Genomic DNA, 24170 nt, shown 5'->3' with positions numbered 1-24170 from the left:
CCTTTTCCAGGGGCTTCAGAATGGCCAGGGACGCCGTGAGCATAATGAACCGGGACAAGAACGAAATTGCGGTCCAGAAGGTTCGGGAATTTCTCGCCGTCCCTGCCGGAATAAGCGCTGCATGCAGCGCTGCGCTCGGAAACGGGTTTGTCGATCTGGAAGACGTCGGAAAGAGGGAACGGTTTTTTCGTGGAATTCTCGAGGTTCATTCAGGGGAGATCTCCGGCATTTTTTTCGAGACCCCCGGCGGCGTGTCCTACGGCGCCCGGAATAATCCGGCGGGAAGCCCGGAATTCATCCGTCCCGACGGGAAGGGGAAAGGTTTTGCCTGGTTCTCCGGCGAATCCGGTCTCCCTGTGGAACCCCTCCATAAAGACGATGTAAAAAATTCTTTCTTGTTCCGGAAAGTCCTGGAAAATGGTGAGCCTGTCCTTTCAGTGCTCTTTGGCCCGTCATACTCCGGAGATCCAGTCCTTTCGGCAGTCCATCCCGTCTACGGCAATAACGGGAAACCGCTCGGGGTGACCGGGACCCGGATCCCTTTTTCCTTTCTCGATGAGCGGATTAAACAGACGGTCAGCCACGAACGATCCTTTGCGGCTGTTTTCGATAGAAACACCATGACCCTGCTCTCCTCCTCTTCCAGGGACGGGAGATACAGCAATTTGATGGGAGAGGCATTGCATCACTACCAGTCCACGGGAGAAACAGATTTCCTTTCGGAAACACCCGACGGGCAGTTTCTTCTGTTCTTCTCCGGCTATACCGGAGAAGGGCTGGATCTTGTAATCCTCACGGCCCTGCCGGGAAACCTTCTTGCCGGGTCCATCAAGGAGAGCGCCCGATTCTCGGGGCTTCTGCTGCTCCTGTCCCAGCTGATTTCCATCGCCATTTACATGAAAGTTGCAAAGAAGCTGCTCAACCCGGTCACACTGCTGGTCAGATCCTCCGCGGAATTTGCCGGCGGAAACCTCTCGGCCCGGACACCGGTAGTCAGGGATGACGAAATAGGGCTTATCGCCCGGGCCTTCAATGACATGGCCGCCACCATCTCCTCCCTTTTCGGCAACCTGGAAAGGATCGTGGAGGAGAGAACCGTCGAACTCCAGGCGGCGAACAGGGAACTGGAACAGCAGAGCAGGGAAACGGCGGAGAGCAGAAACATGCTCCGGCTGCTCCTCGATTCCACCGGCGACGCAGTGTTTGGCATAGATCTGAAGGGAAACTGCACCTTCTGCAACTGGAGCTTTCTTCGGATCATGGGATTTGAAAGCCTCGAAATCCTTCGGGGGAAAAACATGCATTCTCTGATCCATCATACTGATTCTGAAGGATTTTCCATCGATCCTTCCCGGTGCAGGATCTGCCTGTCCCTTCTAACGGGAGAGAATGCTCACTCCGACCACGAAATCTTCCGGCGCGCCGACGGCACGCCCCTGGAGGTTGACTACCACTCTTACCCTCAATTTTTGAACGGAGAGATTGTGGGAGCGGTGGTCTCCTTCACGGACAATTCCGAGAGGCGAAAAAGCCGGGCAAAAATAGACTATCTCAGCACCCATGACTCCCTGACAGGTCTTCACAACCGGGCATTCTTTGAAAGAGCGCTGAAGGAGGCGGACACGGAAAGCAATCTGCCCGTCACGGTTCTTTTCGGCGACATCAACGGCCTGAAGCTGACGAACGATGTTTTCGGCCACGCCGCGGGGGACAGGCTCCTGGTTTCCGCCGCGGAGCTGCTGAAAGGATCCTGCCGTGGAAAGGATGTCGTGGCCAGGCTGGGGGGAGACGAATTCGCCGTCATCATGACAAACACGGGTGAAGAGGCTGCCGGAAGGATCATCCGGAGAATCAGGAACGACTTTGCCGGCAGGAAAATTATCGCCATACGGGGCAGCATTTCCATGGGGTCCGGGACAAAGACAGATCCGGGCCAAGATCTCGCCGAGGCCGTCCAGGCTGCCGAAGAATCCATGTACAGGGAAAAAATCCTATACAGGAAAGACATCGATTCCGAGATGGTAAAGACCATCATGGAAACGCTGCTTGAAAAATGCCCCGGAGAACAGAGGCATGCCGAATCTGTGAGCGGGACCTGCCGTATGATCGGAGAAACCCTCGGGATGTCCGAAGGAGAGGTCGAAAAACTGAAGGCTGCAGGGTATCTGCACGATATCGGCAAGGTCGTTCTGGGCCAGGAATACCTCAACCGGGAGGACGGTCTGGTAGAGGAGGAGGAGGACAGGAAAGAAATGATCCTTCACCCTGCGGCGGGCTACAGGATACTGAATCTTTTCGACGGAACCCTGGAATATGCGGAGTGGATTTTCTGCCACCACGAACACTGGGACGGTTCCGGTTTTCCGAACGGAAAAAGCGGAAAGGACATTCCTCTCCAGGCACGAATTCTGCTGATCGCCGAGGTCTGGGACAGGCTGAAGGTGCAATTCAAAGGCAGCCCGGGCTGGGAAAGCCATGCGGTCAGGGAGCTGAGGCAGCGGGCGGGAACCTTTCTGGATCCAGGGGTCGCCGAGGCTTATGCGGCCTTCATTCTCTCCGGGTCGAAGCTTATCAGGTAGCCCCGAATCCCCGGGAAGGGGATCACTCCCCCTCCTGCGGCGGATGTTCCTTCCCTCAATACCCCTCCATGTTTTTCAATGAAACGCACCATAATCCGCACAATTGATAAAAAAGAAATTGGTTAAAAAACTGCTGCAATGCCCGCGGCGGAATGTAGTATTATTTCATGCGGGGCATCGATGCAGCGGCAATGACCGTTTTTCTCCAAACATTCCATGAAGGGCTTTTTATCCGGTGTGCCGAAGAAAAGCGCGCTCGTTCCGGGCTTTAGGGAAAGGACGTACGGGGTCTGTTTTTCTGCCGGTTTTCTGATTCCGGCGGGAAACACAGGGGGTCGGAAATGAAATCCAGCACTCTCTCCATCAAAACCATCGGCGTAATTCTTTTCATCGTCCTCATCACGGCATCCAGCGGGACCGTCGGATACTTCATTTTCTCGGGCTGGCTTTCTTCCACTGAAGAAACCGCCGGCCGGCTGGCCTATGAACTGAATTCGAGGGTATTCAGCAGGATCGGGGAACACATGAACAGCCCCCTGCACCTCATCGAAGTGTACAAGGACCAGATCGAAAAGGGAGTCATCGACCTGAACGATGAAAACCAGCGGGAGAGGTTTTTCTCCTCCGTTCTCACGACTCACAATCAGGGCCTGTACAGCTTCAGCTTCGGCTCTGAAGAGGGGGAATATTACGGCGCCCGCAGGAATCCGCAGGGCGGGATAGAGATCATGAGGAACAACCGCTCCACCGGGGGCGCGTCATGGTATTACTCCCTGAAGGATGATTTCACCGCCGGAGAACTTGCGCTAAAGGCTGGAACCTTCGACCCGAGGACCAGGGACTGGTACAGGGCAGCGAAAACTCTCGGAAAGCCGGTATTTTCGCCTGTTTACAGGCACTTTATCATGCCCGACCTCACCGTTTCCGCTGCCGCACCGGTTGCGGGGAGGGACGGTAAGCTTCTGGGGGTTCTGGGCGCCCACATCACCCTGTCAGGGATCAATTCGTCCCTTGAGGAGCTGGCGGAGGAGGCCGGCGGCATGGCGGCGATCGTGGAGAAACGTTCAGGAGCCCTCATAGGCAACTCCATCGGCATGGACAATTTCAGGACCCTTCCCGACGGCACCTTCAGACGGCTGACGCCTGCCGACGGGGAGAACCGGATATTGCAGCAGGCGGCAGAACTTTACGCCCGGGGGAAAGGCAACACCGTAAAGGTGAGCGATCAGCAAACCAGCTTCATCGTTCATATTAATGAGTTCCGCCGGGAAGGGGTAGACTGGCTCGTCCTGTTCGCACTCCCCGAGAGTCTCTTCACGGCCGGCATTTTCCACACCATGCGATTCTCCCTTCTGCTGACGGTCCTCGCCGTACTGGCGGCTGCGCTTGTATGCGCTAAAGCCGCCTCCGTGCTGATGAAGCCCCTGGAAAATCTCGTCACGACAGCGGAAAGCCTTTCCTCGGGAGACCTCTCCAGGAGGGCCGAAGTGCGGAGAAACGATGAAATTGGGAGGGTCGCCCGGGCGGTGAACATTATGGCAGAAAAGCTGGAGCACATGATCGCCTCCCTCGGGGAAACGGTGAGGGAGAGAACCGCCGAGCTCGAGGAACGAAACCGGGAGCTTGACCAGAACAGGAGCCACCTGAAGCTGATCCTGGATTCCGCCGCGGAAGGCATATACGGCATCGACAGGAAGGGAAACTGCACCTTCGCGAACGCGGGCTGCCTGAAAATGCTGGGGTATGGGAGCCAGGAGGACCTTTCCGGCAAAAACATGCATTTTTTGATCCATTACGCCCACAGGGACGGCAGGCTCATGGACCCCGAAGAATGCAAAATATTCAGCTCTTTGCGGACCGGACGGGGAATACGGGTGGACGACGAGGTTTTCTGGACATCCGGCGGAACGCCCCTGGATGTGGCCTATTCCTCGTACCCCCAGTTCAGGAACGGAGAACTTACCGGCGCCGTCGTCACCTTCACCGACAATACGGAGCGCCGGAAGAGCGAGGCCCGCATCAATTTCCTGACCTATCACGACAGCCTCACCGGCCTGTACAACAGGGCTTTTTTTGAAGAGGAACTGAAGAGAATGGACAGGGATGAAAACCTCCCCCTGGCGGTTATCTTCGGAGACGTCAACGGGCTGAAGCTGACGAACGACATTTTCGGCCACTCCGCCGGGGACGAACTGCTGAAAAAATCGGCGGAGGCGCTGAGAAAGAGCTGCCGCGAGAGCGACATTATCGCCAGGGTGGGGGGAGACGAATTCACCATCATCCTTCCCCGGGCGAAGCCCGAAGATGTCCGGAAACTCATCGGCAGGATCAAGGGGGAAATCTCGAAACTTCGCGTCAGGGCAATCAAGGGCAGCATAGCCCTCGGTTTTTCAGTAAAGACCGATCCCGGCCAGTCCGTACAGGAAACCCTTCGGGAAGCTGAAGAGGCCATGTACAGGGAAAAGGACCTGGGCAGGAAAGCGGAAAGCCTGGAAACCATTTCCGCCATCATGGAGACTCTTCATGAAAAAAGCCCCTGTCAGAAACAGCACTCGGAAAACGTGAGCCGGATCTGCATGGAGATCGGCCATGCCCTCAATATGCCGGAAACAGAGACGCGAAAGCTGAAAGAGGCAGGTTTTCTTCATGATATAGGGAAAATTGTCGTCGATGAAGACGTTCTGAATGAAGCAGGCTGTCTTTTCCCCGGAGAAGAGGACTCTGACGGGGAAATGAAAAAGCACCCTGTCGCCGGGTTCCGGATACTGAATTTATACGATGAAACCATGGACCTTGGCGAAAGTGTTCTCAACCACCACGAAAACTGGGACGGGTCGGGATATCCCAGGGGAATCGGGGGAGAGGAAATACCTCAGATGGCCAGGATTCTGCGCGCCGGAGAAGCCTTCGACGATCTTCTGGAGTCCATGGAAGAGGGCAGAATGACCGGGGAGGAAGTTCTGGAGCAGATCCTGAAGCTGCGGGGTACGTCTCTCGACCCTGCAGTCGCCGATATCCTCATATCCATGGTCCGAAAGGCGGAAGAAGGGGACACCGCAGGCGGCCTCGCTGACAATTCCTGAGCCCGCCCCTTCCGGCACGGCACGAAATTGCCCGGGAGGCTGTGGTTCCCGGCAGCCGGAGCTGGACTGTCAAATGAATATACTGTACACTTTTTCCGGGAAGTCCCATGTCCCGGCCCCGAAAGGGAAGGCGTTCCGCGTACACCGTCTGCTTTCCGGACACCGGGCGGAATTTCCGCGGAGGAAAGCCCATGATAAGAAGCTTCTTTCTGACCCTTTTTCTTGTTCTGCTCCTGTCACCGTCCGCCGGCGGCAACGGCCTTCTTCTTCCTTCCCATGCACCCGGCAGCGGGGACGTTCTTTTTGACTTTCTCCTTTCGGTAACGAACCCCGATTCTCTCGAACTTCGCATGGATGAGCCGCCGGACGGCGAGGGCAATATCCGGCACGCCTCTTTCGTCATCCGGGGAGCGTGTTTCGGGGGACTTCGGGTGGAAAAAATCGCTGCCGAATTTTTCTTCCTCGAGCTGAATGCCCCCGATGAGTGGCGCAGCGGCCGCCGCCATTCCCTGAAGGTGAACGGGGTTCTCCGGACAAATGCGGAAGTGGTGATCCTCGACAGGGACATCAATGACGCCCTCGGGGCCTTTCCGGCCCGCCGGGGCAGACTGTCCGTCAATTTTTTCCCCGGGTCCGTCAGGGTGCTGGGGCTGTACGGAACGGAACTGGGGCGCATCCGTGTTGAAACGGCGTCATCCCTCGCCGTGGAGAACGGAAACCAGATCGTGATGGAAAACACCGGAATACGCATCAACGGGCACGACCGGACGGACGCTTTCCGGCAGGAGATTTACGGGCTGAACCCCCTGCTCGATTTGCGGAATTTCCCCCTTCCCGCAGCCCGATGGATCCTCCGGGCGGACAACGGGGTCCTGACCCTTTCGACGCCGGTTCCTCCCAAGGCCGCGGAGGGGGAGATCCGGCGCTACGAGAGGGGGTCGTTTCCCCTCCCGGCGCCCGAACCCTTCGAATTCTCGCCGGACCAGTTTCAGAACGGGGACATCATCCTCGTGAACGGCAAGTCCTGGAGGAGCAAGGCCCTTCTCTTTTTCTTCAAGAATCCCGCCGATTTCTCCCACAGCGGCATGGTGAGATGGTCGGGAGGCATCCCCTGGGTGATCCATGCCTCCCCTGAATCTGAACGGGTGGAGATGGAACCCCTCGAAGAATTTCTGTCGCCCTTCGAGGTGGAGAGAGCGGCGGTCTACCGGCTGAAAGGGAACAGGGCGGGCGCCGGGCGTGCCAGCGGCGAAGCCCGGGAATTTTATCTCGAGAAACGGCCCTTCGACGGCAGCTTCGACAAAAACAACGAAGAGGCGGTGTACTGCACCGAACTCATCTGGAAAGCCTTCGGGAATGCGGGCATTGACCTGTTCGGCACGGAAAGATCCGCATACTTCACCCCCGTCCCCTTCTACGGGAACGTGCTCTTCCCCTCCGACCTCGGACGGAGCCCCCTCCTGGAAAAGGTTATGTCCCTGGAGTAGCGGGCCTCTTTCCGGCAGCCATCTTCAGCGGCCATAGGGTCATTCTTCGCCCTTTTCCGCTTCCTCAGTGCTTTTTTTCTCCGCCCCGCAGTGCAGGCAGAAGGGAAGAAGGGAATGTCTCAAACCGCCGCATGCCCCGCACTGCTCGAACAGGGAGGTTCCGCAGGCCGGGCAGGTATAGGGCTTCTCTTCTCCCGTTTCTCCGGAGAGGGGGACCTTGTTCACGGTACGCCTCGTCCAGAACATGTATTTCCTCGGTCCCGTCCGGATGGGGTATTCGCACACCGGGCAGAGAAAACGCTCGTAAGCCTCCCGGTATTGTTTCGTAAGCCATTGGGCCCTGGGGAAGGCCACGATCCTGATGATGGTGACCAGGATTCTGACAACCGCCGCGAGAAGCCCAAGAACTATGAAATACTTGAAGTACCGCGTCGGAAAATACCTGTGAATCACGAGAGCTGATTTCACAAGCACCGCTCCGCCGAAGGCAAGAAATAGAGGAAAATAGACGCTCCCCCGCTTTCTGACCGCCAGGTATCCCCCCGCGGCCAGCAGGGGCAGCAGGACGGCCAGCTGGAAGGCGGCAATCCGGAGGTTGTGCTTCTCCGCCAGGCGTTCGTACTCTTTCCGGGCAGGCTCCCTCTGCTCTTCTATCGTCTTGTCGAGTTTCAGCCGCTCCGATTCAAGTTTCCGCTTCCGTTCGGAAAGTCCGGAAAGTTCCGCGCTGTGAGCCTGGTACAGCTTCCGGCTTTCAAGGAAGCCCGCAAGACTCTCGGAAAGGTTCGCAGAATGGGCCTCGGGCAGGGAGAGAGATTTCTGGATGGTGAGTTTCTGCAGTTCGATCAGCTGGCTGATGGTACTTTGAAGGTTCGACGAGCTGTCGCTGAGGATCCGCATTTCCTCCCGTTTCGCATCCATCTCCCGGCCGGTTGCCGCGATCTCTTCAGCGAGCCGTTTCGACTTTTCCACCAGGTCGCCGTCCACGAACCGCGCCTCGACATCCCTGTACCTGGGCCCCTCGATGGACTCGATGTCCTCCATGAGAAAGCCGAGAACCCAGAAGACGAGCACGGCCAGAACAACGGTGAAAAAGTTGATCAGGAATCGCTGGAACCACGGACCTTTCGGATGTGCCGTCATGGTGATCTCCCTCCCTTGTGCCTGTTCCGTTCCTTCTCTTCCGCCGCGGCGTCAGTACCCTGAAGCGCCGCCCCTTCAATTTTCCGGAAGCGCTCTCCCCTCAAGGGCCTCCTTCGCCGAACGGAAGCCCTCGGCGATCATCTCCCCGGCCAGGTGAAACTCGAGAAAGCGGACATTCCCCACCGACGGGCGGATCAGCAGGTCCGGCCGGTCGATTTCCAGCCGTGCCGCCGCGATCTGCTCTTCCATGATGCGCAGGGAACTGCCGAGCACGTCGAAAATTCCCGGGGCGGGGTCCCGGGACATCCATTCCTTCACCGGCCCGAGGAAACCGGTATCGAAGCCCTTCGTTTTCCTCTCGAGCCATGCGAAAATCTCCCCTGCGGCAATTCCGTTCCGCCCCGGACCGCCTTCCGGCTGCGTTTCCGCAGGAAGTCCGCCCTTCGGGGTTTCCTTCACCCGGCCGTTGTTCAGGTCCACGGCGATGACCACATCCGCGCCCATTGCCCGGCAGACGCTCACCGGCACCGGATTCACGAGCCCGCCGTCCACCAGGAAACTCCCGTTCCGCCGTGCCGGGGTGAATATTCCGGGGACGGAGATGCTGGCCCGGATGGCGGAGACCAGGTCTCCTTCACCCAGGACCACCTCGTTTCCGGTCATCACGTCCGCCGCCACGGAGGCGAACCGCACCGGAAGGGCACCGATATCCATGGAGCCCACTATTTCCGAAAGAAAGTCCGTCACCTTCGTCCCCTCAATGAGACCCGAGCGGGGGAAGGATACCTCCAGGAAGTACCCGGCCGCCTTCTTCCAGTCGAGGCCGAGGGCGATCTCCGACAGTTCCCCGAGCTTCCCGGCGGCATATACGCCGCCCACCAGGGCCCCGATGCTCGTCCCTGCGACGATATCCGGCCGTATCCCGGCCTTTTCGAGGGCCTGGAGCACCCCTATGTGGGCAATTCCCCTCGCCGCACCGCTGCCGAGGGCAAGGCCGATTTTCCGCTCTCCGCCGCTTCTTCCGGTCAGGATCCATCCCTCCCCCGCCGCCCGTCATCACCGTCGCCGGGGACGTCCCGGTCTTCCTTTCGGCCTGCCCCGGCTCCATCTTCATCGGAGTTGTCTTTCGCTATGACGTCGAACTCTTCCGCACAGCCGAGAAACACCTCCACGAGCCGGGGATCGAACAGGGTTCCGGAACCGGCGCGGATCTGCTCCACCGCCGCTTCGTGGGAAAAAGGCTCCTTGTAGGGCCGTCTGGAGATGAGCGCGTCGTAGACGTCCGCGATGGCGGTGATGCGGGCAAGAACGGGAATGTCCTCCCCGGCCAGGCCGTGGGGATACCCCGTGCCGTCCCACCGCTCGTGGTGGTACTCCGTGATCTGCCGCGCGTAGGTGATGAAAGAATCGCTGCCCAGGAGTTCCTCCGCCCGGAGCAGCACGTCGCTCCCGATAGACGGGTGCCGCCGGATGACGCCGAATTCTTCCGGAGTCAGTCCTCCCGGCTTCAGCAGCACGGCGTCCGGCACCCCCACCTTTCCGATATCGTGAAGGACCGCGCACTGCCAGATCATGGGCAGGTCCTTCTCCGGAAAGAGGGCCGCGCTCCCCGACCGTTCGAGGAGCATCTTTACGTACTGCTTCGTTCTGCGGACATGGTTTCCTGTTCCCATATCCCGATATTCCGCAAGAACGGCCATGCTGTCTATGATGGCCTCGCGGTGCCGCTCCAGCTCCGCCGCCCGCTTCTCCAGGAGTCTCTCGCCCTTCTTCCGTTCGGAGACGTCCTGGACTATGGAGGCGAAATAGCGCACCGATCCGTCGGCGTTCTTCATGATCTTGGTGGATACATCCACGTCGATCCTGAGGCCGTCTTTTCTGACGTACTGCTTTTCTATGAAAAAGTCACTTTGATCACTCTGTAATGCCTTTTCAAACAGCGGGAGTTCCCCTTCCAGGACGTCCGGAGGCGTAATGTCTTTCCACGGGAGGATCATCAGCTCTTCCCGGCTGTATCCCAGCATCTCGCAGAGTTTCCCGTTGAAGTGAATCCAGGCCCCGTCGGCTGCGACCAGGGCAAACCCGACACTGTTCTGCTCGAAAAAGTTCCGGAACCGGTCTTCCGCCTGCCGCTCTTTCCTCAGGGCCCGAACCGAGGCACCGAAGAACACGAGGACGAAGGCATCGAAAGCGAACACCCAGGTAAGGCTCATCTGCCGCCGTCTGCGGTATTCCGCGAAAACGCCGTCTTTCTCGGCGCCCACGGTCACAAACAGGGGGTACGGACCGACCTTCCGGTAGCTCAGAAGCCGCGGGATACCGTCCGGCAGTCCCTTGCACTCCAGGGCTCCCGTTTCGCCGGAGCTTACTGCGGCGAACAGTCCGCTGTCCGCAATGGAGGCTCCGAAGGGGGTTTCGCCGCCCTCCACCATCCCTGCGAGGATCGTTCCCCCGGACTCCAGCAGCATGACGGCCCCCTTGGGGCCGAGGCTGACCTGGCGGTAGAAATCGGAGAAATAGAAAGGGTTGACCGAGGCGAGGACGACTCCGCCGAAGGATCCGTCGGGCTTTTCGAGGGGGAGACTCATGGGGATGTACCATTTTCCTGTGGCTGTGCCGAGAATGGGAGGCCCCACGAGGAAGCCCTTTTCACCCTTCCGGTGGGCCTGGAAGAAAGGCCTGGCCAGGATGTTGACTGGATTGAAGGGCACCTGGCTGCTCAGGACGAGGTCACCGTTTTCGTCGGCGATGCTCAGCAGGTTGAAGAGGTTTCCCTGGGCTTCACGGCTCCGGAGAGCATACCGGGCAACGGAGGCGTTGGCGGCCTCCTCGAAGCTCCGCACCACCCCTCCTCCCCTTTTCTCGTAGATTTCCTTCAGCGAGAAAAGAACCTGCCTGACGTTCTCCACCGTCCTCAGGGAATGCTCCTCGAAGGCCCGGGCAAGGTTGTCCGTCTGGAGAAAGGCAACCCTCAGGATCCTCGCCCTGTCCGCCCTCATCTGCAGGTAAAAGGCCCCCCAGGAGAGAAGAATCATGGCGCCGCAGAAAAGCCCGGTGAGAACTGCCGCCGTCAGGAATAACGGTCTTTTCATCCCTGTCCGCCCCCCGCCCCGCTCTGCCGGCCCCTAGAGAAGGGGACTGAAGAGTTTGGTCACCCCGTGAACCACCCTCAGCACGCGGGGTCGGCCGTTCCATTCTTCCGCGGTCAGCCGCCGCGATTCCGCGATGTAGCGTTCCTGGGCCATCCGTATGGCCGATGTTTCCTCCGTTCCGTAGAGCACGAGGTTCAGCTCGAAGTTGAGGGCGAAGGAGCGGATGTCGAAGTTGCTCGTCCCCAGGAAGGCGAGGCTGTGGTCCACGGTCATGGTCTTTGAGTGGAGAATGTTTTCCTGGAAGAGGTAGATTTCCACGCCCATGTCCAGAAGTACGTCAAAATAGGCTTTGGCTGCGCTTCCCACGAGGAACTGGTCGCTCCGCTCCGGTATGACGAGCTGTATTCTCACGTCGCCGAGGGCGGCGGTTTCCAGGGCGTGGAGCAGCTCGTCGTCGGGGATGAGATAGGGTGTCGTGATGACCACCCGTTTTTTTGCCCCGTGGAGGGCTGCCACCACGAGGCGCTGGTAGTTCTGCCACGGGTAGGACGGGCCGCTGGGCACCGTCTGGACGATGGCCTGCCCCGTCCGCTCAGGCCTGGGGAAGACCTGTTCCGTGGGGAGGAGTTCCCTTGTCTCCACGTACCAGTCCTCCATGAAGACACCCTGGAGCTGCAGGACCACCGGTCCGGTGAGGCGGAGAGTGAGATCCTTCCACAGCCGTCCTCCCGCCTTGCCGCCGTAAGAGGGCTCCGTGACGTTGTGGGAGCCGGTGTAGCCGATACGGCCGTCGATTACGGCGATCTTCCGGTGGTTCCTCAGGTCGTACCGGGCCGTGGTGGCCGTCCTGCGGAACAGTCCGGGGGGAAGGGCCTTCTCCACCCGCACGCCGGAGGACCGGAGGCGGGACGCGTCCTTCTTCAGAAAGGGCTTGGCGCCCAGGGCGTCCACGAGGAGCCTGCACTCCGCGCCCCTGGCCGCCGCCCCTTCAAGGGAGGCGAAAAGGCGCTCCGTCATGGAATCAAGGGCGAAGATATAGTACAGCAGGTGCACCGATTCCTTCGCTCCGTCGATGTCGGCGCAGAGTTTGTTCAGGAAATCCTCTTCCCTGTCGATGAGGAGGAACGAGTTGCCCGTGGTGATGCACATGTCCCCCAGCTTTTTCCCCAGGGCCCCGAACCGGACAAGCTCTTCCGGCAGCCAGTGGGATTCGTCGTCGAGAATTCTGCGGAAGGTGGCCTTGTCGGCAGTGAGACTTCGGAGCAGGGCCTCGTGCCGCTCTATCCTCTCCCGGGGAAGGGCGGTGGAGCCGAAGGCGATATAGAGCAGAAAGCCCATCCACGGCCAGAAGTAGATGGCCAGGAGCCACGACATGGCCGTGGTGGGGCTGTGGCGCTGGGGGATGTAGCAGAGCATGAAAATACGGATGGCGATGGAGGAAAGATCATAAAAGGAGTAAAGAAAAACTCCGGCCGTCATGAGGCCAGTGCCTCCCTGCCCCGCCCCTCCGGGGTGAAGTCGCAGACCAGGGGAAGGTGGTCGGAATACCTGACCTGGGGCACCCGGAATTTTTTCATATCGATGCCTTCGCTGTACAGCACGAAATCAAGGGCCAGCGCCGGGAGACGGCTCGGGTAGGTGGGCACGTTCCCATCATTGGCGTTCCGGAACAGCCCCTTCCGGAAGAGGGGCCGGAGCTCTTTTTCGCCGGCGTAGATGTTGCCGTCCCCGGCGAGGATGACGGGCTTCTTTGCCTGGCGGCACCGGTCGGCCACCTCGCCGATCTGGATTTTCCGCGCTCCGTATCCCAGGGAGAGATGGGCCAGGAACAGGGTGAAATCCTGGAATTCCACCTCGAGGAGCGTCCGCTTGACCCCCCGGCTCAGGTAGTGCTCCCGGGACGAGAGTATGGGCAGCCTGGTCACCACGGCGTTCCCCTGGGACTTCAGCAGGGGAGTCCTGGAGACGAGAGACTCGTGGTGGTACTTGCAGGCAAAGACGGACTCGGCGTTCAGCCGGGCCGCCATGAGTTCGGCCTGGCATTCCCCGTTCTGGCGGTAGGAGCCCGAGTCGGCCTCCACAAGCCCCACGAGGTCAGGCTTCAGCTTCGAGATAAAATCGGAAATCCGCCGGAATCGTCCCTCGGTCTTCCGGAGACAGCCGGAAAAGGGGAAGGGGAAATGGTAGTCCCATCCCGTGCCGGTTCCGTAGCGGATGTTGTACAGTACAAGTCGCATGCAGTTCCTCCAGGGCAAAGAAATAATCTGTGATTATACAGCAAAACAAGGGTCTTTCATCGGTTTTTCGGCCTGTTTTTCGGGGTTTTAGCGTTCCGGAAAGGAAAAACGTTTTTTCTCCGGCGGGGGCCCCCTGCCTCCCCCCGCTGTCTCCTCCCCGGGAATGAAAATTTTTTCACAGGTCATGATAAAAAAATGGCGCAAAGGGCGGAAAATGGGATAGAATAGCAGAAGAAACCTGACCTTTTTCCCCAACACCAGAAGGAGGAGTGAGCCCCATGGTCACCAGAGTTCCCCCCGAGCCCTTCCGCATCAAGATGGTGGAACCCGTCCACGTCCCCGACCAGCAGGAACGGGAACGGGCGCTGGAAGCAGGGCATTTCAACATGTTCGGCCTGAAGTCCGCGGACGTGTACATCGATCTTCTCACCGATTCAGGCACCGGAGCCATGAGCAAGCAGCAGTGGGCCGCCATCATGATGGGCGACGAGGCCTACGCCGGAGCGGACAGCTTCTACAGCCTGAAGAAGGCGGTGAAGGACGTCCTGGGCTTCGACTATACCATTCCCGTCCACCAGGGCCGGGCCGCCGAGAACGTGGTCTTCGGCTCCCTCGTGAAGGAAGGGGACGTGATCCCCTTCAACATGCCCTTCGACACCACCAGGGGGCACATCTTCAACGCGAAGGCCTCCTCCGTGGACTGCGTCATCGACGAAGCCTTCGACCGGGAGACCCCCCACCCCTTCAAGGGCAACGTGGACATCGCCAAGCTTGAAAAGGCCCTCGCGGACAACAGGGGGCGGGTGCCCTTCATCATGGTCACCATCACCAACAACTCCGGCGGAGGCCAGCCCGTGAGCCTGAAAAACCTCCGGGACGTGTCCGCCGTAGCCAAAAAGCACGGCATTCCCCTGCTCCTCGACGCGGCCCGCATGGCGGAGAACGCATGGTTCATCAAGAACCGGGAGCCGGACTGCCGGGACATGACAGTGGCGGAGATCCTGAAGGCCACCATGGACACCGCCGACGCCATCACCGTGTCCTGCAAGAAGGACCCCCTGGTGAACATCGGCGGCCTCGTGGCCTGCCGCACCGAGGAAATGTACTATAAGGTCGTCCCCCGGGTCATCCTCTTCGAGGGCTTCGCCACCTACGGCGGCCTCGCCGGCAGGGATCTCGAGGCCCTTGCCGTTGGACTCCGGGAGATGGTGAACGAGCAGCATCTCACCCACCGCATCGCCCAGGTCCGCTACCTCGGCGAGCTGCTCACCGAAGGCGGAGTGCCCTGCATCCAGCCCATCGGTGGCCATGCCGTCTTCATCGACGCCGGGGCCTTCCTTCCCCACATCCCTCAGGGATCCTACCCCGCCGACGTGCTTTCCATCGAGATCTACCGGGAAGGGGCAGTCAGGGGCATCGGCCTCGGGGCCCTGGCCTTCGAGAATGTTGACGAGAAGACGGGAGCCCGCACCTTCCCGAAGCTCGAGCTCTACCGCCTGGCCATCAACCGCAGGACCTACACCAACAGCCACATGGAGTACGTGGCTGAGACCATAATCAACGTATACAACCGCCGGGATTCCATCCGGTACGGGCTGGAGATCACCTACGAACCCCCGGTGAAGGGGCTGAAGCACTTCCTCGCCCATCTCAGGCCGAAGAACCTGTAACCCGTCCCTATCCGCATGGAAAAGCCGGCCCGAAAACCGGGCGGCTTTTCTGTTCGGATGCGGTGTATCTCTTCCATGACACTTGAAGTTTTCTTTTTTTGTGTGACAATACAGCAGTTGTTCCTTATTTCTAACTAGGAGAACTTTATGAATATTGCAATTGATCTCATCATCGTCGTCACTGCCGGACTGATCGGCGGAATAGCCGCGAAAAAACTCAACCAGCCGCTCATCTTCGGCTACATCATAGCCGGCATCATTATCGGACCCTACACCGGCGGCATCACCATCTCCGATGTGGACCAGATCGCCGGGCTCGCCGAAATAGGGGCGGCACTGCTCCTGTTCTCTCTCGGCCTGGAATTCTCCATGAAAAGCATCGCCTCCATCAAAGGCGTGACCATCGGAGGAGGGGCGATCCAGGTATTCATCACCCTGTTCGTCGGTTATGCCCTCGCCCGGACCATCGCAGCCTGGGGGCCCGTCCCGTCCATGTGGTACACGGTTGCCATCGTCTCGTCGAGCACGTCGGTCATTATGAAGACCATGTCCTCAAGAGGACAGCTCGGCACCCTGTCGAGCCGCGTCATGCTCGGCATGTCCATCGTGCAGGACATCATCGTCCTTCCCCTGATGGTCCTTCTGCTCGGATTCTTCGGCACGGAACTGTCGGTCCTGGGCGTTGCCGCTCCTGTCCTGAAGGTGATCGGATTCGTGGCGGTAATGGTGTACGCGGGTTCCCGGGTTATCCCCCTGGTGCTGAAATACGTGGCGGGATGGGAGTCCCAGGAACTCTTCATCCTGACCGTGACGGCCCTTGGACTGGGCATCGGCTACCTGACCTACGCCTTCGGCCTCTCTTTCGCCTTCGGGGCCTTCATGGCCGGGCTCGTGCTCAGCGAATCGGATTACGGCAGGAGGACCCTGAGCGACATTTCCTCCCTGCGGGACGTGTTCTCTCTCCTCTTCTTCGTCTCCATCGGCATGCTCCTCGATCCGGGGGTCCTGCGGTCCCATCTCCTGACCACGCTGCTGCTCATGGTGGCCACAACCCTCTCGCGGGGAGCGATCCTCTCGGCGATGACCTATATCTTCGGCTACCGGAACGTCATCCCGCTGGCGGCATTCCTCACCATGACCCCCATATCCGAAATCGCCTTCATCGTGCTCCAGACGGCCATGACCGCCGGAGCCATGGGGAGGACCGAATACTCCATCGCCCTGAACGCGGTAGTGCTCTCCATGATCTTCGGCCCCATCGTTTCGGGACTGGTGGCGCCCATGTACGGAATAATCAAGAAAAAGGGCATCGTGTCCAATGTCCGGAGCATCAACCTTCCCCAAAGCGCCTTAAAAGACCACGTGGTCCTCGCCGGAGGAAGAAGCCTGGCCAGGCACCTTGGCGTCATGCTGGGCCGGTTCGGCATACCCTATGTCATCATTGAGCCGGGCCATTCTGATTTCCTCAAGGGGAAGGAGCAGGGGCTCTCCATGCTCCTCGGTGACCCTAGCCAGGACGTGGTTCTGCAGGCGGCGGAAACAGGGGCGGCAAAACTTGCTGTGCTCACCACTTCCGAGAACATGGGGACCGTGGAGGCTATCCGGAGCATACGCAGGCGGAACAGGGACGTGCAGATCCTGGCGTGGGCGGCCGAGGCGGAGGACGTCTCCATCCTCAGGGACCACGGCGTCCGCCATATCGTCGAACCGGATTTCGAAGCCTCCATCGAGATGGCCCGGCAGACTCTCACCATCTTCGGAATGCCGGCCACATCGGTCCACAGGGAGGTGGCGTCCATGCGACACGCCATGTACAGCCCGCTTTTAGAGCAGTTCCCGGAGTACAAGGCCATGAACGGGCTCCAGTCTTCCACAAACATGATCTCCCTGGAATGGGTCTACGTTCACAAAGGAAATGCTGCCGCGGACAAAAAACTGGCGGAGTCGAAAATCCGCGAGACCCTCGGCGTTTCCGTGGCGGCAATCCAGCGGAGCGGAGAACTCATCACGAATCCCGGGGGAGAATTAGTGCTTCTTCCGGGAGATTACATCTGCGTTGTCGGCACTCCCGAGCAGAACCGCCGCCTGATCGAGTTCTTCAAAAAACCGCCGCAAAAAAACCAGTAATCCCTTAAAATCGGTCTTGATCCGGGTACACATGCCATCCCCACCGGGACAAAACCTCTTCTCCGATGCACCTGCAGCAAAAAGCCGCTCCGTTTCCGGAGCGGCTTTTTGCTGCCTCTCTATTTCGGAAGGCTATTTCCTGCCGTAAACATCCTTGGGGTTCCAGAATTTCCAGACGTTCGCCACGAGATCCGGGCCCGGGTTGAGGACCTTGCCGCCGGGAGTCCATCCGGAGGGGGTCACTTCCTTGCCGCCGGTCTTTCTGACATGCTGGAACGCCTGAAGTTGCCGGAGCGTTTCGTCAACGTTGCGTCCTACTGGAGGAGTGAGGATTTCCATTCCCTGGATTATTCCGTCCGGATCGATGAGGAAACGGCCGCGGAAGTCAACACCCTGGGCGGGGCTGTATACGCCGTAGACTGTCCCGATGGCGCCGCCGCCGTCGGAAGCCATGTGGAATGGGACGCCGCCTTCAACCATTTTCGAAAGCTCCGTATCATTCCATACCTTGTGAACAAACTGGCTGTCAACGCTGATCGAGATCACTTCGACTCCGAGAGCCTGGAATTCCGCATAACGGTCGGCGACCGCCGACACTTCGGTGGCTCAGACGAATGTGAAGTCACCGGGGTAAAAGCAAATAGAAACCCACTTCCCGGCGAAATCGGAAAGCTTTACCGTGGTGAACTTGCCCTTGTAATATGCCGGTGCTGTGAAATCCGGCGCCTTCATTCCCACTGTTACCCCCATACGAACAGCCTCCTTTTTTGCTTCCGCGGCGGGCGCGGACTCTTCTTTTGCGGTTCCCTCAACAGTGGACGCGGGAACTGCACACGAAACCTTTTCTTCAGCCATGAAACCTCCTCCTTTCGAAAAAACGCGCAGAAAACGGTAAAAAAACATTTTTTCGGTCTCCTTTAAAATATTATAACCGAAATGATTGCTGCTTTCTAATCGGGACTTATTATATAGTAACCGTTTTAAGTGTCAAGGATTTTTTTGTCAATTTCTCCGTTTGTCCACACTAACTCGCCTTTGCGGTTTTCCTGAAAAAATGCCACAATAATGGGGTTTTCCGGAAAGGAGATAATTCCATGGGCATCGCTACTGACCTTATTATCGTTGTCCTCGCAGGGCTTCTCGGAGGTTTCGCCGCCAGGAAGCTGAACCAGCCGCTCATATTGGGATACATTCTCGCTGGAGTCATCATCGGCCCCTACACCGGGGGCATCACCGTAAGCGGAGTGGAAGAAATTGAGAGCCTGGCGGAAATCGGGGTGGCCCTCCTGCTGTTTTCTCTGGGGCTTGAGTTTTCCATCAGGAGCATTCTTCCCATCCGGGCAGTGGCCCTGGGGGGAACCGGGATCCAGATAGTCCTCACCATTGCCATCGGATTGGGGATCGGCCGCTTCATGGGATGGGAGACCATTCCCTCCCTCTGGTTCTCCGTGGCAGTCATTTCCTCGAGCACTGCGGTCATCCTGAAAACACTTGCATCAAAAAGGCAGATGGGAACCCTTTCGAGCCGTGTAATGCTTGGAATGTCAATTGTCCAGGACATCCTCGTCATCCCCCTGATGGTGCTTCTCGTGAACCTCAACTCCACGGGCTTTTCGGCAGCGGGGATCCTGATGCCGGTCGTGAAGGTCGTGATTTTCGTTGCCGTGATGTTCTACGTGGGCGCACGGTATATTCCTCTCGTCCTGAAAGCAGTGGCAGGCTGGGAATCCCGGGAGCTCTTCCTGCTCACAGTGACCACCATAGGGCTCGGCATTGGATATCTGACATACATGTTCGATCTTTCCTTCGCTTTCGGCGCTTTCATGGCAGGACTTGTTCTGAGCGAGTCAGACTACGGAAGAAGGGCCCTGAGCGACCTGATACCCGTGAGGGACATCTTCGGCCTTCTCTTTTTTGTCACCATCGGCATGCTCCTGGATCCCTTCTTTCTTGCATCACGGTTCGCCATTATCCTCGGGCTTTTTGCTGCCGCGACCCTGGGGAAAGGAGCAGTCCTCGGCCTGGTGACCCGTCTTTTCGGCTACGGCAGGGTCATTCCCCTGGCGGCCTTTTTCGGAATGATACCCATATCGGAAATCGCCTTCATCGTGCTCCAGGAGGCTCTCGGCTCGGGGGCCATCGGGCAGGAAATGTACTCCCTGTCGCTGAACACCGTGATCGTCTCCATGATCCTCGGGCCGCTGATCTCCGGCCTGACCGCCCCCATCTATTCCTTCACCCTGAAACTCAGGAAACCCTCCGCCGTCCGCTCGGTGAACCTTCCCGAATCCGGCCTCAGGGATCACGTGGTCCTTGCCGGGGGCGGAACCTTCGCCCGCCGGATGGCGGAAATCCTGACGGGGCTCGGTATACCCCACGTCATCGTGGAACCTGTCCACGACAGCTTCCTGAAGGGGAAAACCGCCGGACTCACCCTGATCCTCGGCAATCCCGCCCAGGACGTCATTCTCGAGGCGGCAGCCCCCGAGCATGCCCGTCTCTGCGTGGTCACCGCCCAGGATCCCCTGGACGCCATGGACATCATCCGGGCCCTGCGCCGCCGGACCGGGGAGGGAACGATCCTTGCCCTCTCGGTGAGCGATGAGCACCTCCCCTTCCTGGAAGAAAACGCCGTCAGGGAAATCATCCGGCCCGACGTGGAAGCGGGGCTGGAGATGGCCCGCCAGGTGCTTCTGTACCTGGACTTCCCGGCCACGGCGGTCCAGAACGAACTGAACGCCATGCGCCGGGCACTCTACGGATCCCTCTACACCGCACTGCCGGAATACGAGGCTTCCGCCAGGCTGCGGGACGCCGCCTGCCTCATGAGCATGGAGTGGGTCTTTCTCCACGAAGGCACGCCCCTGGCGGGGAAACCCCTGGCCGAGTCCGGCATCAGGCAGGATTTCGGCGTGTCCGTGGTGGCCGTGGGCCGGGACGGCCATGTGATCACGGGCCCGGACGGATCGTTCCGCCTGGAGGCCGGCGACTACCTGGGCATCGTGGGCGACCCGGAGCGGAACGCCAGATTTCTCCTCTCCCAGAAGCCCGGTATTGGAAAATGACGGCGCCGGAAGAATTCCTTTCCGGGCCCTTTTCTCCCCGTGATATACTCTAATGGCGATTTTTGAAAAATACTTTTTCTTCCGGCGGACTATTTTTCCCTTCCCGGAGACGGAACGGATCCGGGAAGGCGTCCTGTTGAAACGGAGGGCTGAAGATGGGGGAGAACAACGCTTTGGAGAAATTCATACCTCTGCGCACCGCTGATATCGTGGAGGCCCTGTGCAGCGAAAAGACCCTTTCGGCGGAGATGAGCGAAAAATTCCGCCGGGTGGCCGGACTTGTGCAGGCTATTTACCACTACGAGTTCCACGGTACCCTGATGCAGGCCAGGGACGCTTATCACCCCTTCAATCCCGACGCGGACACCCTGAAGCTCTGCGGCCCGGACGAAGATTACTCCGCCCGGTTCGACTCCATGGTGGAGGCCCTCGAGCAGCTCCTCGAAGCGGCGAACTACAGGGAGCTTTCCCTGGACGAACTGAACGAAATCATGACGGAAGCCGCCCCCAGGGGACTGAACATCGAGGTCAACAGGGAGAAGTACGAGAAGATCCTCATCTACCGCAGGGGAAAAAAGAGAGTGCAGAAAACCCCCGATCCCGCGGCGTGGCAGAACAGGTTCAAAAAGAAGAAAACCGAACCCGAGACTGAAGAGATGCTCCAGCGACTTCTCATCCTCATCAAGCTGAAAAGCGAGGAGGACGTGGAGGCCTTTTACGACTACTATACAGAGACCGCGGGGGAAACGGGGCAGGAGAAGAAACGCCGCCTTCTCGGCGAAGCCGCCCTGGGAGGCCGTCAGAGCACCCCGTCGGAAAAGGGCTCCAAAGTGCCCACGATTTTCCTGAAAGTGTTCAAGAACGTCCCTGTCTCCACCCTGGAGACCCTCTTCCCGGACGTGACCATCCGCATGACCCTGGTGGACAAGGGGCTCATCCTCCTTCCCCTCATCGGCGGTCTCTTCAGCGTGGTGAACCGGGTCATTCCGGCCCTGGTGGTCATCGGCACGGTCATCGCGGCCCTGGCCCTGGGACGGACCATCAACTGGAGCGATTTCAAGGACAAGCTCTTCCCCATCCTCGCCGCCTTTTCCGTGGTGGGCATGATCACCTTCAAGGTCTTCGCGAAGTACAAGAACACCAAGGAAAAGCACCAGGCCCGGCTCATGAAGACCCTGTACTTCCACAACCTGGACAACAACGCCGGGGTATTCGACTTCCTGGTGAACGAGGCCGAGGAAGAAGAGTGCAAGGAAACCATCCTGGCCTACTACTTCCTCCTGGCGGAGCGGAACGCTTCGGGACAGCCCTTTACACTGGAGGAGCTGGACGACCGGATCGAGGAGTGGATGCAGGAAAAGTTCGGTGTCGCCATGGACTTCGAGGTGGACGATGCCGTCCGCAAACTGGAGGAGAAGGGAATCCTCGAGCAGAAGGACGGGCGGTATTCCGTCCCCTCCATCCGGAAGACCCTGGAAACCCTGGACGGCCTGTGGGACAACTTCTTCCCCTACAACAACGAAGCTTCCGCGGAGTCCTGAGGCAACGGCCTGAAAAGAAAAGCAGCCCCTCCTCCGGAATGTCCGGGGAAGGGGCTGCTTTTTTGCGCAAAAAACTCAGTGAAAGAAGGAATGGAGCATGGTGGTGAAGAGCACCATGCAGACGATGGCCACCGGGTAGGCGCCCCCGTAGCCGGCGCTCACCTCGTCGGTGCCGGTGGCGTCGATGGCCGCCCCGAGGCCGGGCGTGCTGGTCATGGCCCCGCAGATGGCCCCGGCGAGGATGATCCAGTTGATCTTCCAGAGGTAGTACCCCAGGAAAAATCCCGTCATCTCCGCCGCGAGGGCCGCGCCGATGCCAACAGCCATAAGCAGGACACCGTGCTCCAGGAAGGCCTTCACCACTCCGCCCCCGGCGTTCAGCCCCACGATGGCGAGGAAGAACCCGAGGGAGATGCTCCGGATGGCGGAGAGGACCTTCTTGTCCATTCTCATGGGGAAGGGGCCGATGCGCTCGAAGCTCCCCGCCCCGAGGGCGAAGAGGAGCGCCCCTCCCGTGGTGCCCAGGGCGATGGACCCCAGGCCGCCCAGAGGGACGGAGACCCTGCCGAGGATCGTTCCCCCGAGGATGCAGAAGACGAAGGAGAGCAGGGAGAAGGCGGGAGATTCGGGCCGTTTGTTCTCCTCCGCCGGGGAAAGGGTCTTCTTTTCGGCGGCGAGCTTTTCCTTCTCCTTCGCCACGTCGATCCCGAAGATGGCGGGGATGAGCTGGACAAAGAGCACCACAGCCATGACCCCGAAGGGGTAGGCCACGGAGTAGCCTATGGTGACGTCCGGGTTCCCTCCCGTGGCCTCCAGGGCCGCCCCCAGCCCGGGAGAGCTGGTCAGGGCTCCCGTGTAGGTTCCGGCGATCATGTGGGGTGATGCCTCCCCGGCGAAAAGGATGCCCATGATCAGCGTCGCCAGGGCGCCCATGCCGGTCACCGCCACGGAAAGGAGGATGAACCTGAAGCCGTAGCGCTTCACCACCCGGGCGGTGTCCTCGGCTGCGAGGAGCCCCACGGCCACCACGAAGAACATGAGGTTCCAGGTGAAATAGTCGTTGGGAACGGTGTACCCCCACGCCCCGATAAAGAGGCCCACGAACAGGGCGCCGGAGATGCCGAGATTGATGCCCCGGACGGAGATTTTGCCCACGAAAATGCCGAGGGCCACGGTGAGGCTCATGAGAAACAGGTGGTTCTTCAACAGGGAATCTAGAAAGTCCATGAAAATCCATCTCCTTCATCCGGTGCGGGTCGCATGCTATTCTACTTCATTTTTTCCCTTCCCGTCACCGAAGAGCGAAGAGAAAAAACGTTCCAGCCCGTCGGAATACGCCCGGCCGGTGTAGATGAAGCCCCAGTTGTGGTCCCCCTTCAGGGGCAGAAACATTTTCGGCTCCCGGGCTGCCCCGTAGAGGATCCGGCCGTGCTCTCCCGGGATGATCTCGTCATCGGGGCTTGCGGCCACGAGCACCGGGCAGGAGATGTTCTTCATCCGTCCGAGGGTGTTGAAGGCGTCCCCCACGATCAGCCCCACCGGAAGGAAAAAGTAGTGGTGCCTCCCCGCGTCGGCGAGGGAGGTGAAGGTGGACTCGAGAATAAGCCCCGCCGGCCGGAACCGCTCCGCTGCCTGCGCCGCCACGGCTCCCCCGAGGGAGCGGCCGAAAATCACGATCTCACCGGGAGGAATCTTCCGGTCTTCGGCGAGATACCGCCAGGCTCCCTCCGCATCGCTGTAGACACCCTCCTCGGTGGGCTTCCCCTCGCTCTTCCCGTACCCCCGGTAGTCGAAGATAAAGACCGACAGCCCCAGGCGGTGGAATATCTCCAGGGAATCCATCCGGTGGGAAATGTTCCCCGCGTTCCCGTGGCAGAAGAGCACAGTGCCCCGGCCCTTACCCGGAAGGAACCACCCGTGGAGGGACGTGCCGTCCCCCGCCCGGAAGGAGACGTCCTCGAAGGGGAGCCCCCGTTCCGAAGGATTGCCGTCCAGCTCCCTCCGGGGAAAGAAGATGAGCGACCCGGCGAAGATATAGGCCGCCAGGACCAGGCAGACATACCCGGCGGCAAGGTACACCAGAAACCTCATGCGCATTTCTTCCCCCTCCCCTGCTTTTCAGGTCGTGTGCCCTTTTACGGGCTATGAA

The 24170-nt window shown here is 59.5% G+C and carries 15 protein-coding genes; 7 read left to right on the top strand and 8 right to left on the bottom strand.

Annotation, left to right across the window (positions count from 1 at the left end):
• From C8D99_RS12520 to C8D99_RS12510, 3 genes are all read left to right on the top strand, one after another.
• On the top strand, window positions 1–2579 hold a 2579-nt coding region (locus C8D99_RS12520; protein WP_208321184.1), incomplete at its 5' end, for a diguanylate cyclase.
• A 341-nt stretch (window positions 2580–2920) separates the two neighbouring features.
• Window positions 2921–5662 (top strand): diguanylate cyclase domain-containing protein, encoded by a 2742-nt coding sequence (locus tag C8D99_RS12515; protein WP_133958823.1) that lies wholly within the window; start codon window positions 2921–2923, stop codon window positions 5660–5662.
• A gap of 191 nt (window positions 5663–5853) precedes the next feature.
• Complete coding sequence (locus C8D99_RS12510) at window positions 5854–7149, top strand: YiiX/YebB-like N1pC/P60 family cysteine hydrolase (RefSeq protein ID WP_166670179.1); 1296 nt, start codon at window positions 5854–5856, stop codon at window positions 7147–7149.
• Window positions 7150–7188: 39 nt separating this feature from the next.
• Here the strand turns inward: C8D99_RS12510 and C8D99_RS12505 are convergent, their stop codons facing one another.
• From C8D99_RS12505 to C8D99_RS12485, 5 genes are all read right to left on the bottom strand, one after another.
• On the bottom strand, window positions 7189–8289 hold the full coding sequence (locus C8D99_RS12505) for a zinc ribbon domain-containing protein (protein ID WP_133958819.1): 1101 nt from the start codon (window positions 8287–8289) through the stop codon (window positions 7189–7191).
• 75 nt (window positions 8290–8364) lie between these two features.
• Window positions 8365–9288 (bottom strand): patatin-like phospholipase family protein, encoded by a 924-nt coding sequence (locus C8D99_RS12500; RefSeq protein ID WP_274542686.1) that lies wholly within the window; start codon window positions 9286–9288, stop codon window positions 8365–8367.
• A gap of 26 nt (window positions 9289–9314) precedes the next feature.
• Complete coding sequence (locus C8D99_RS12495) at window positions 9315–11381, bottom strand: HD domain-containing phosphohydrolase (RefSeq protein WP_133958815.1); 2067 nt, start codon at window positions 11379–11381, stop codon at window positions 9315–9317.
• Between the two features lie 33 nt (window positions 11382–11414).
• The gene (cls, locus tag C8D99_RS12490; protein WP_133958813.1) at window positions 11415–12860 is read right to left on the bottom strand and encodes a cardiolipin synthase; all 1446 of its coding nucleotides are present in this window, start codon (window positions 12858–12860) and stop codon (window positions 11415–11417) included.
• Window positions 12857–13618, bottom strand: coding sequence for an endonuclease/exonuclease/phosphatase family protein (locus C8D99_RS12485; RefSeq protein WP_133958812.1), 762 nt, complete (start codon window positions 13616–13618; stop codon window positions 12857–12859). Before C8D99_RS12485 ends, cls begins: the two co-directional genes overlap by 4 nt.
• A 278-nt stretch (window positions 13619–13896) precedes the next feature.
• Between C8D99_RS12485 and C8D99_RS12480 the strand changes: the two genes are divergently transcribed.
• Window positions 13897–15288, top strand: coding sequence for a tryptophanase (locus tag C8D99_RS12480; RefSeq protein ID WP_133958810.1), 1392 nt, complete (start codon window positions 13897–13899; stop codon window positions 15286–15288).
• 147 nt (window positions 15289–15435) lie between these two features.
• Window positions 15436–17415 (top strand): monovalent cation:proton antiporter family protein, encoded by a 1980-nt coding sequence (locus tag C8D99_RS12475; RefSeq protein WP_133958808.1) that lies wholly within the window; start codon window positions 15436–15438, stop codon window positions 17413–17415.
• Between the two features lie 132 nt (window positions 17416–17547).
• Here C8D99_RS12475 and prxU read toward each other — a convergent pair whose 3' ends face one another.
• A complete protein-coding gene (gene prxU / locus C8D99_RS12470; RefSeq protein WP_243833929.1) occupies window positions 17548–18147 on the bottom strand; it encodes a thioredoxin-dependent peroxiredoxin in 600 nt (199 codons plus the stop codon).
• 362 nt (window positions 18148–18509) lie between these two features.
• Between prxU and C8D99_RS12460 the strand changes: the two genes are divergently transcribed.
• Window positions 18510–20480, top strand: a complete 1971-nt coding sequence (locus C8D99_RS12460) for a monovalent cation:proton antiporter family protein (RefSeq protein WP_133958802.1) — start codon at window positions 18510–18512, stop codon at window positions 20478–20480.
• A gap of 173 nt (window positions 20481–20653) precedes the next feature.
• A complete protein-coding gene (locus C8D99_RS12455) occupies window positions 20654–22021 on the top strand; it encodes a DUF3754 domain-containing protein (protein ID WP_166670178.1) in 1368 nt (455 codons plus the stop codon).
• 75 nt (window positions 22022–22096) lie between these two features.
• On the opposite strand, the gene C8D99_RS12450 is transcribed toward C8D99_RS12455, so the two are convergent.
• Window positions 22097–23248: an aspartate-alanine antiporter-like transporter gene (locus C8D99_RS12450; protein WP_133958798.1), complete on the bottom strand. Its 1152-nt coding sequence runs from the start codon at window positions 23246–23248 to the stop codon at window positions 22097–22099.
• A gap of 36 nt (window positions 23249–23284) precedes the next feature.
• Window positions 23285–24118, bottom strand: a complete 834-nt coding sequence (locus C8D99_RS12445; protein WP_133958796.1) for an alpha/beta hydrolase — start codon at window positions 24116–24118, stop codon at window positions 23285–23287.
• Between the last annotated feature and the right edge of the window lie 52 nt (window positions 24119–24170).

Origin of the sequence: Aminivibrio pyruvatiphilus (assembly GCF_004366815.1) — a bacterium.
GTDB classification, from domain to species: Bacteria; Synergistota; Synergistia; order Synergistales; family Aminobacteriaceae; genus Aminivibrio; species Aminivibrio pyruvatiphilus.
The sequence above is the reverse complement of the archived record's forward strand: the minus strand, read 5'-3'. Positions and strand labels throughout refer to the sequence as shown.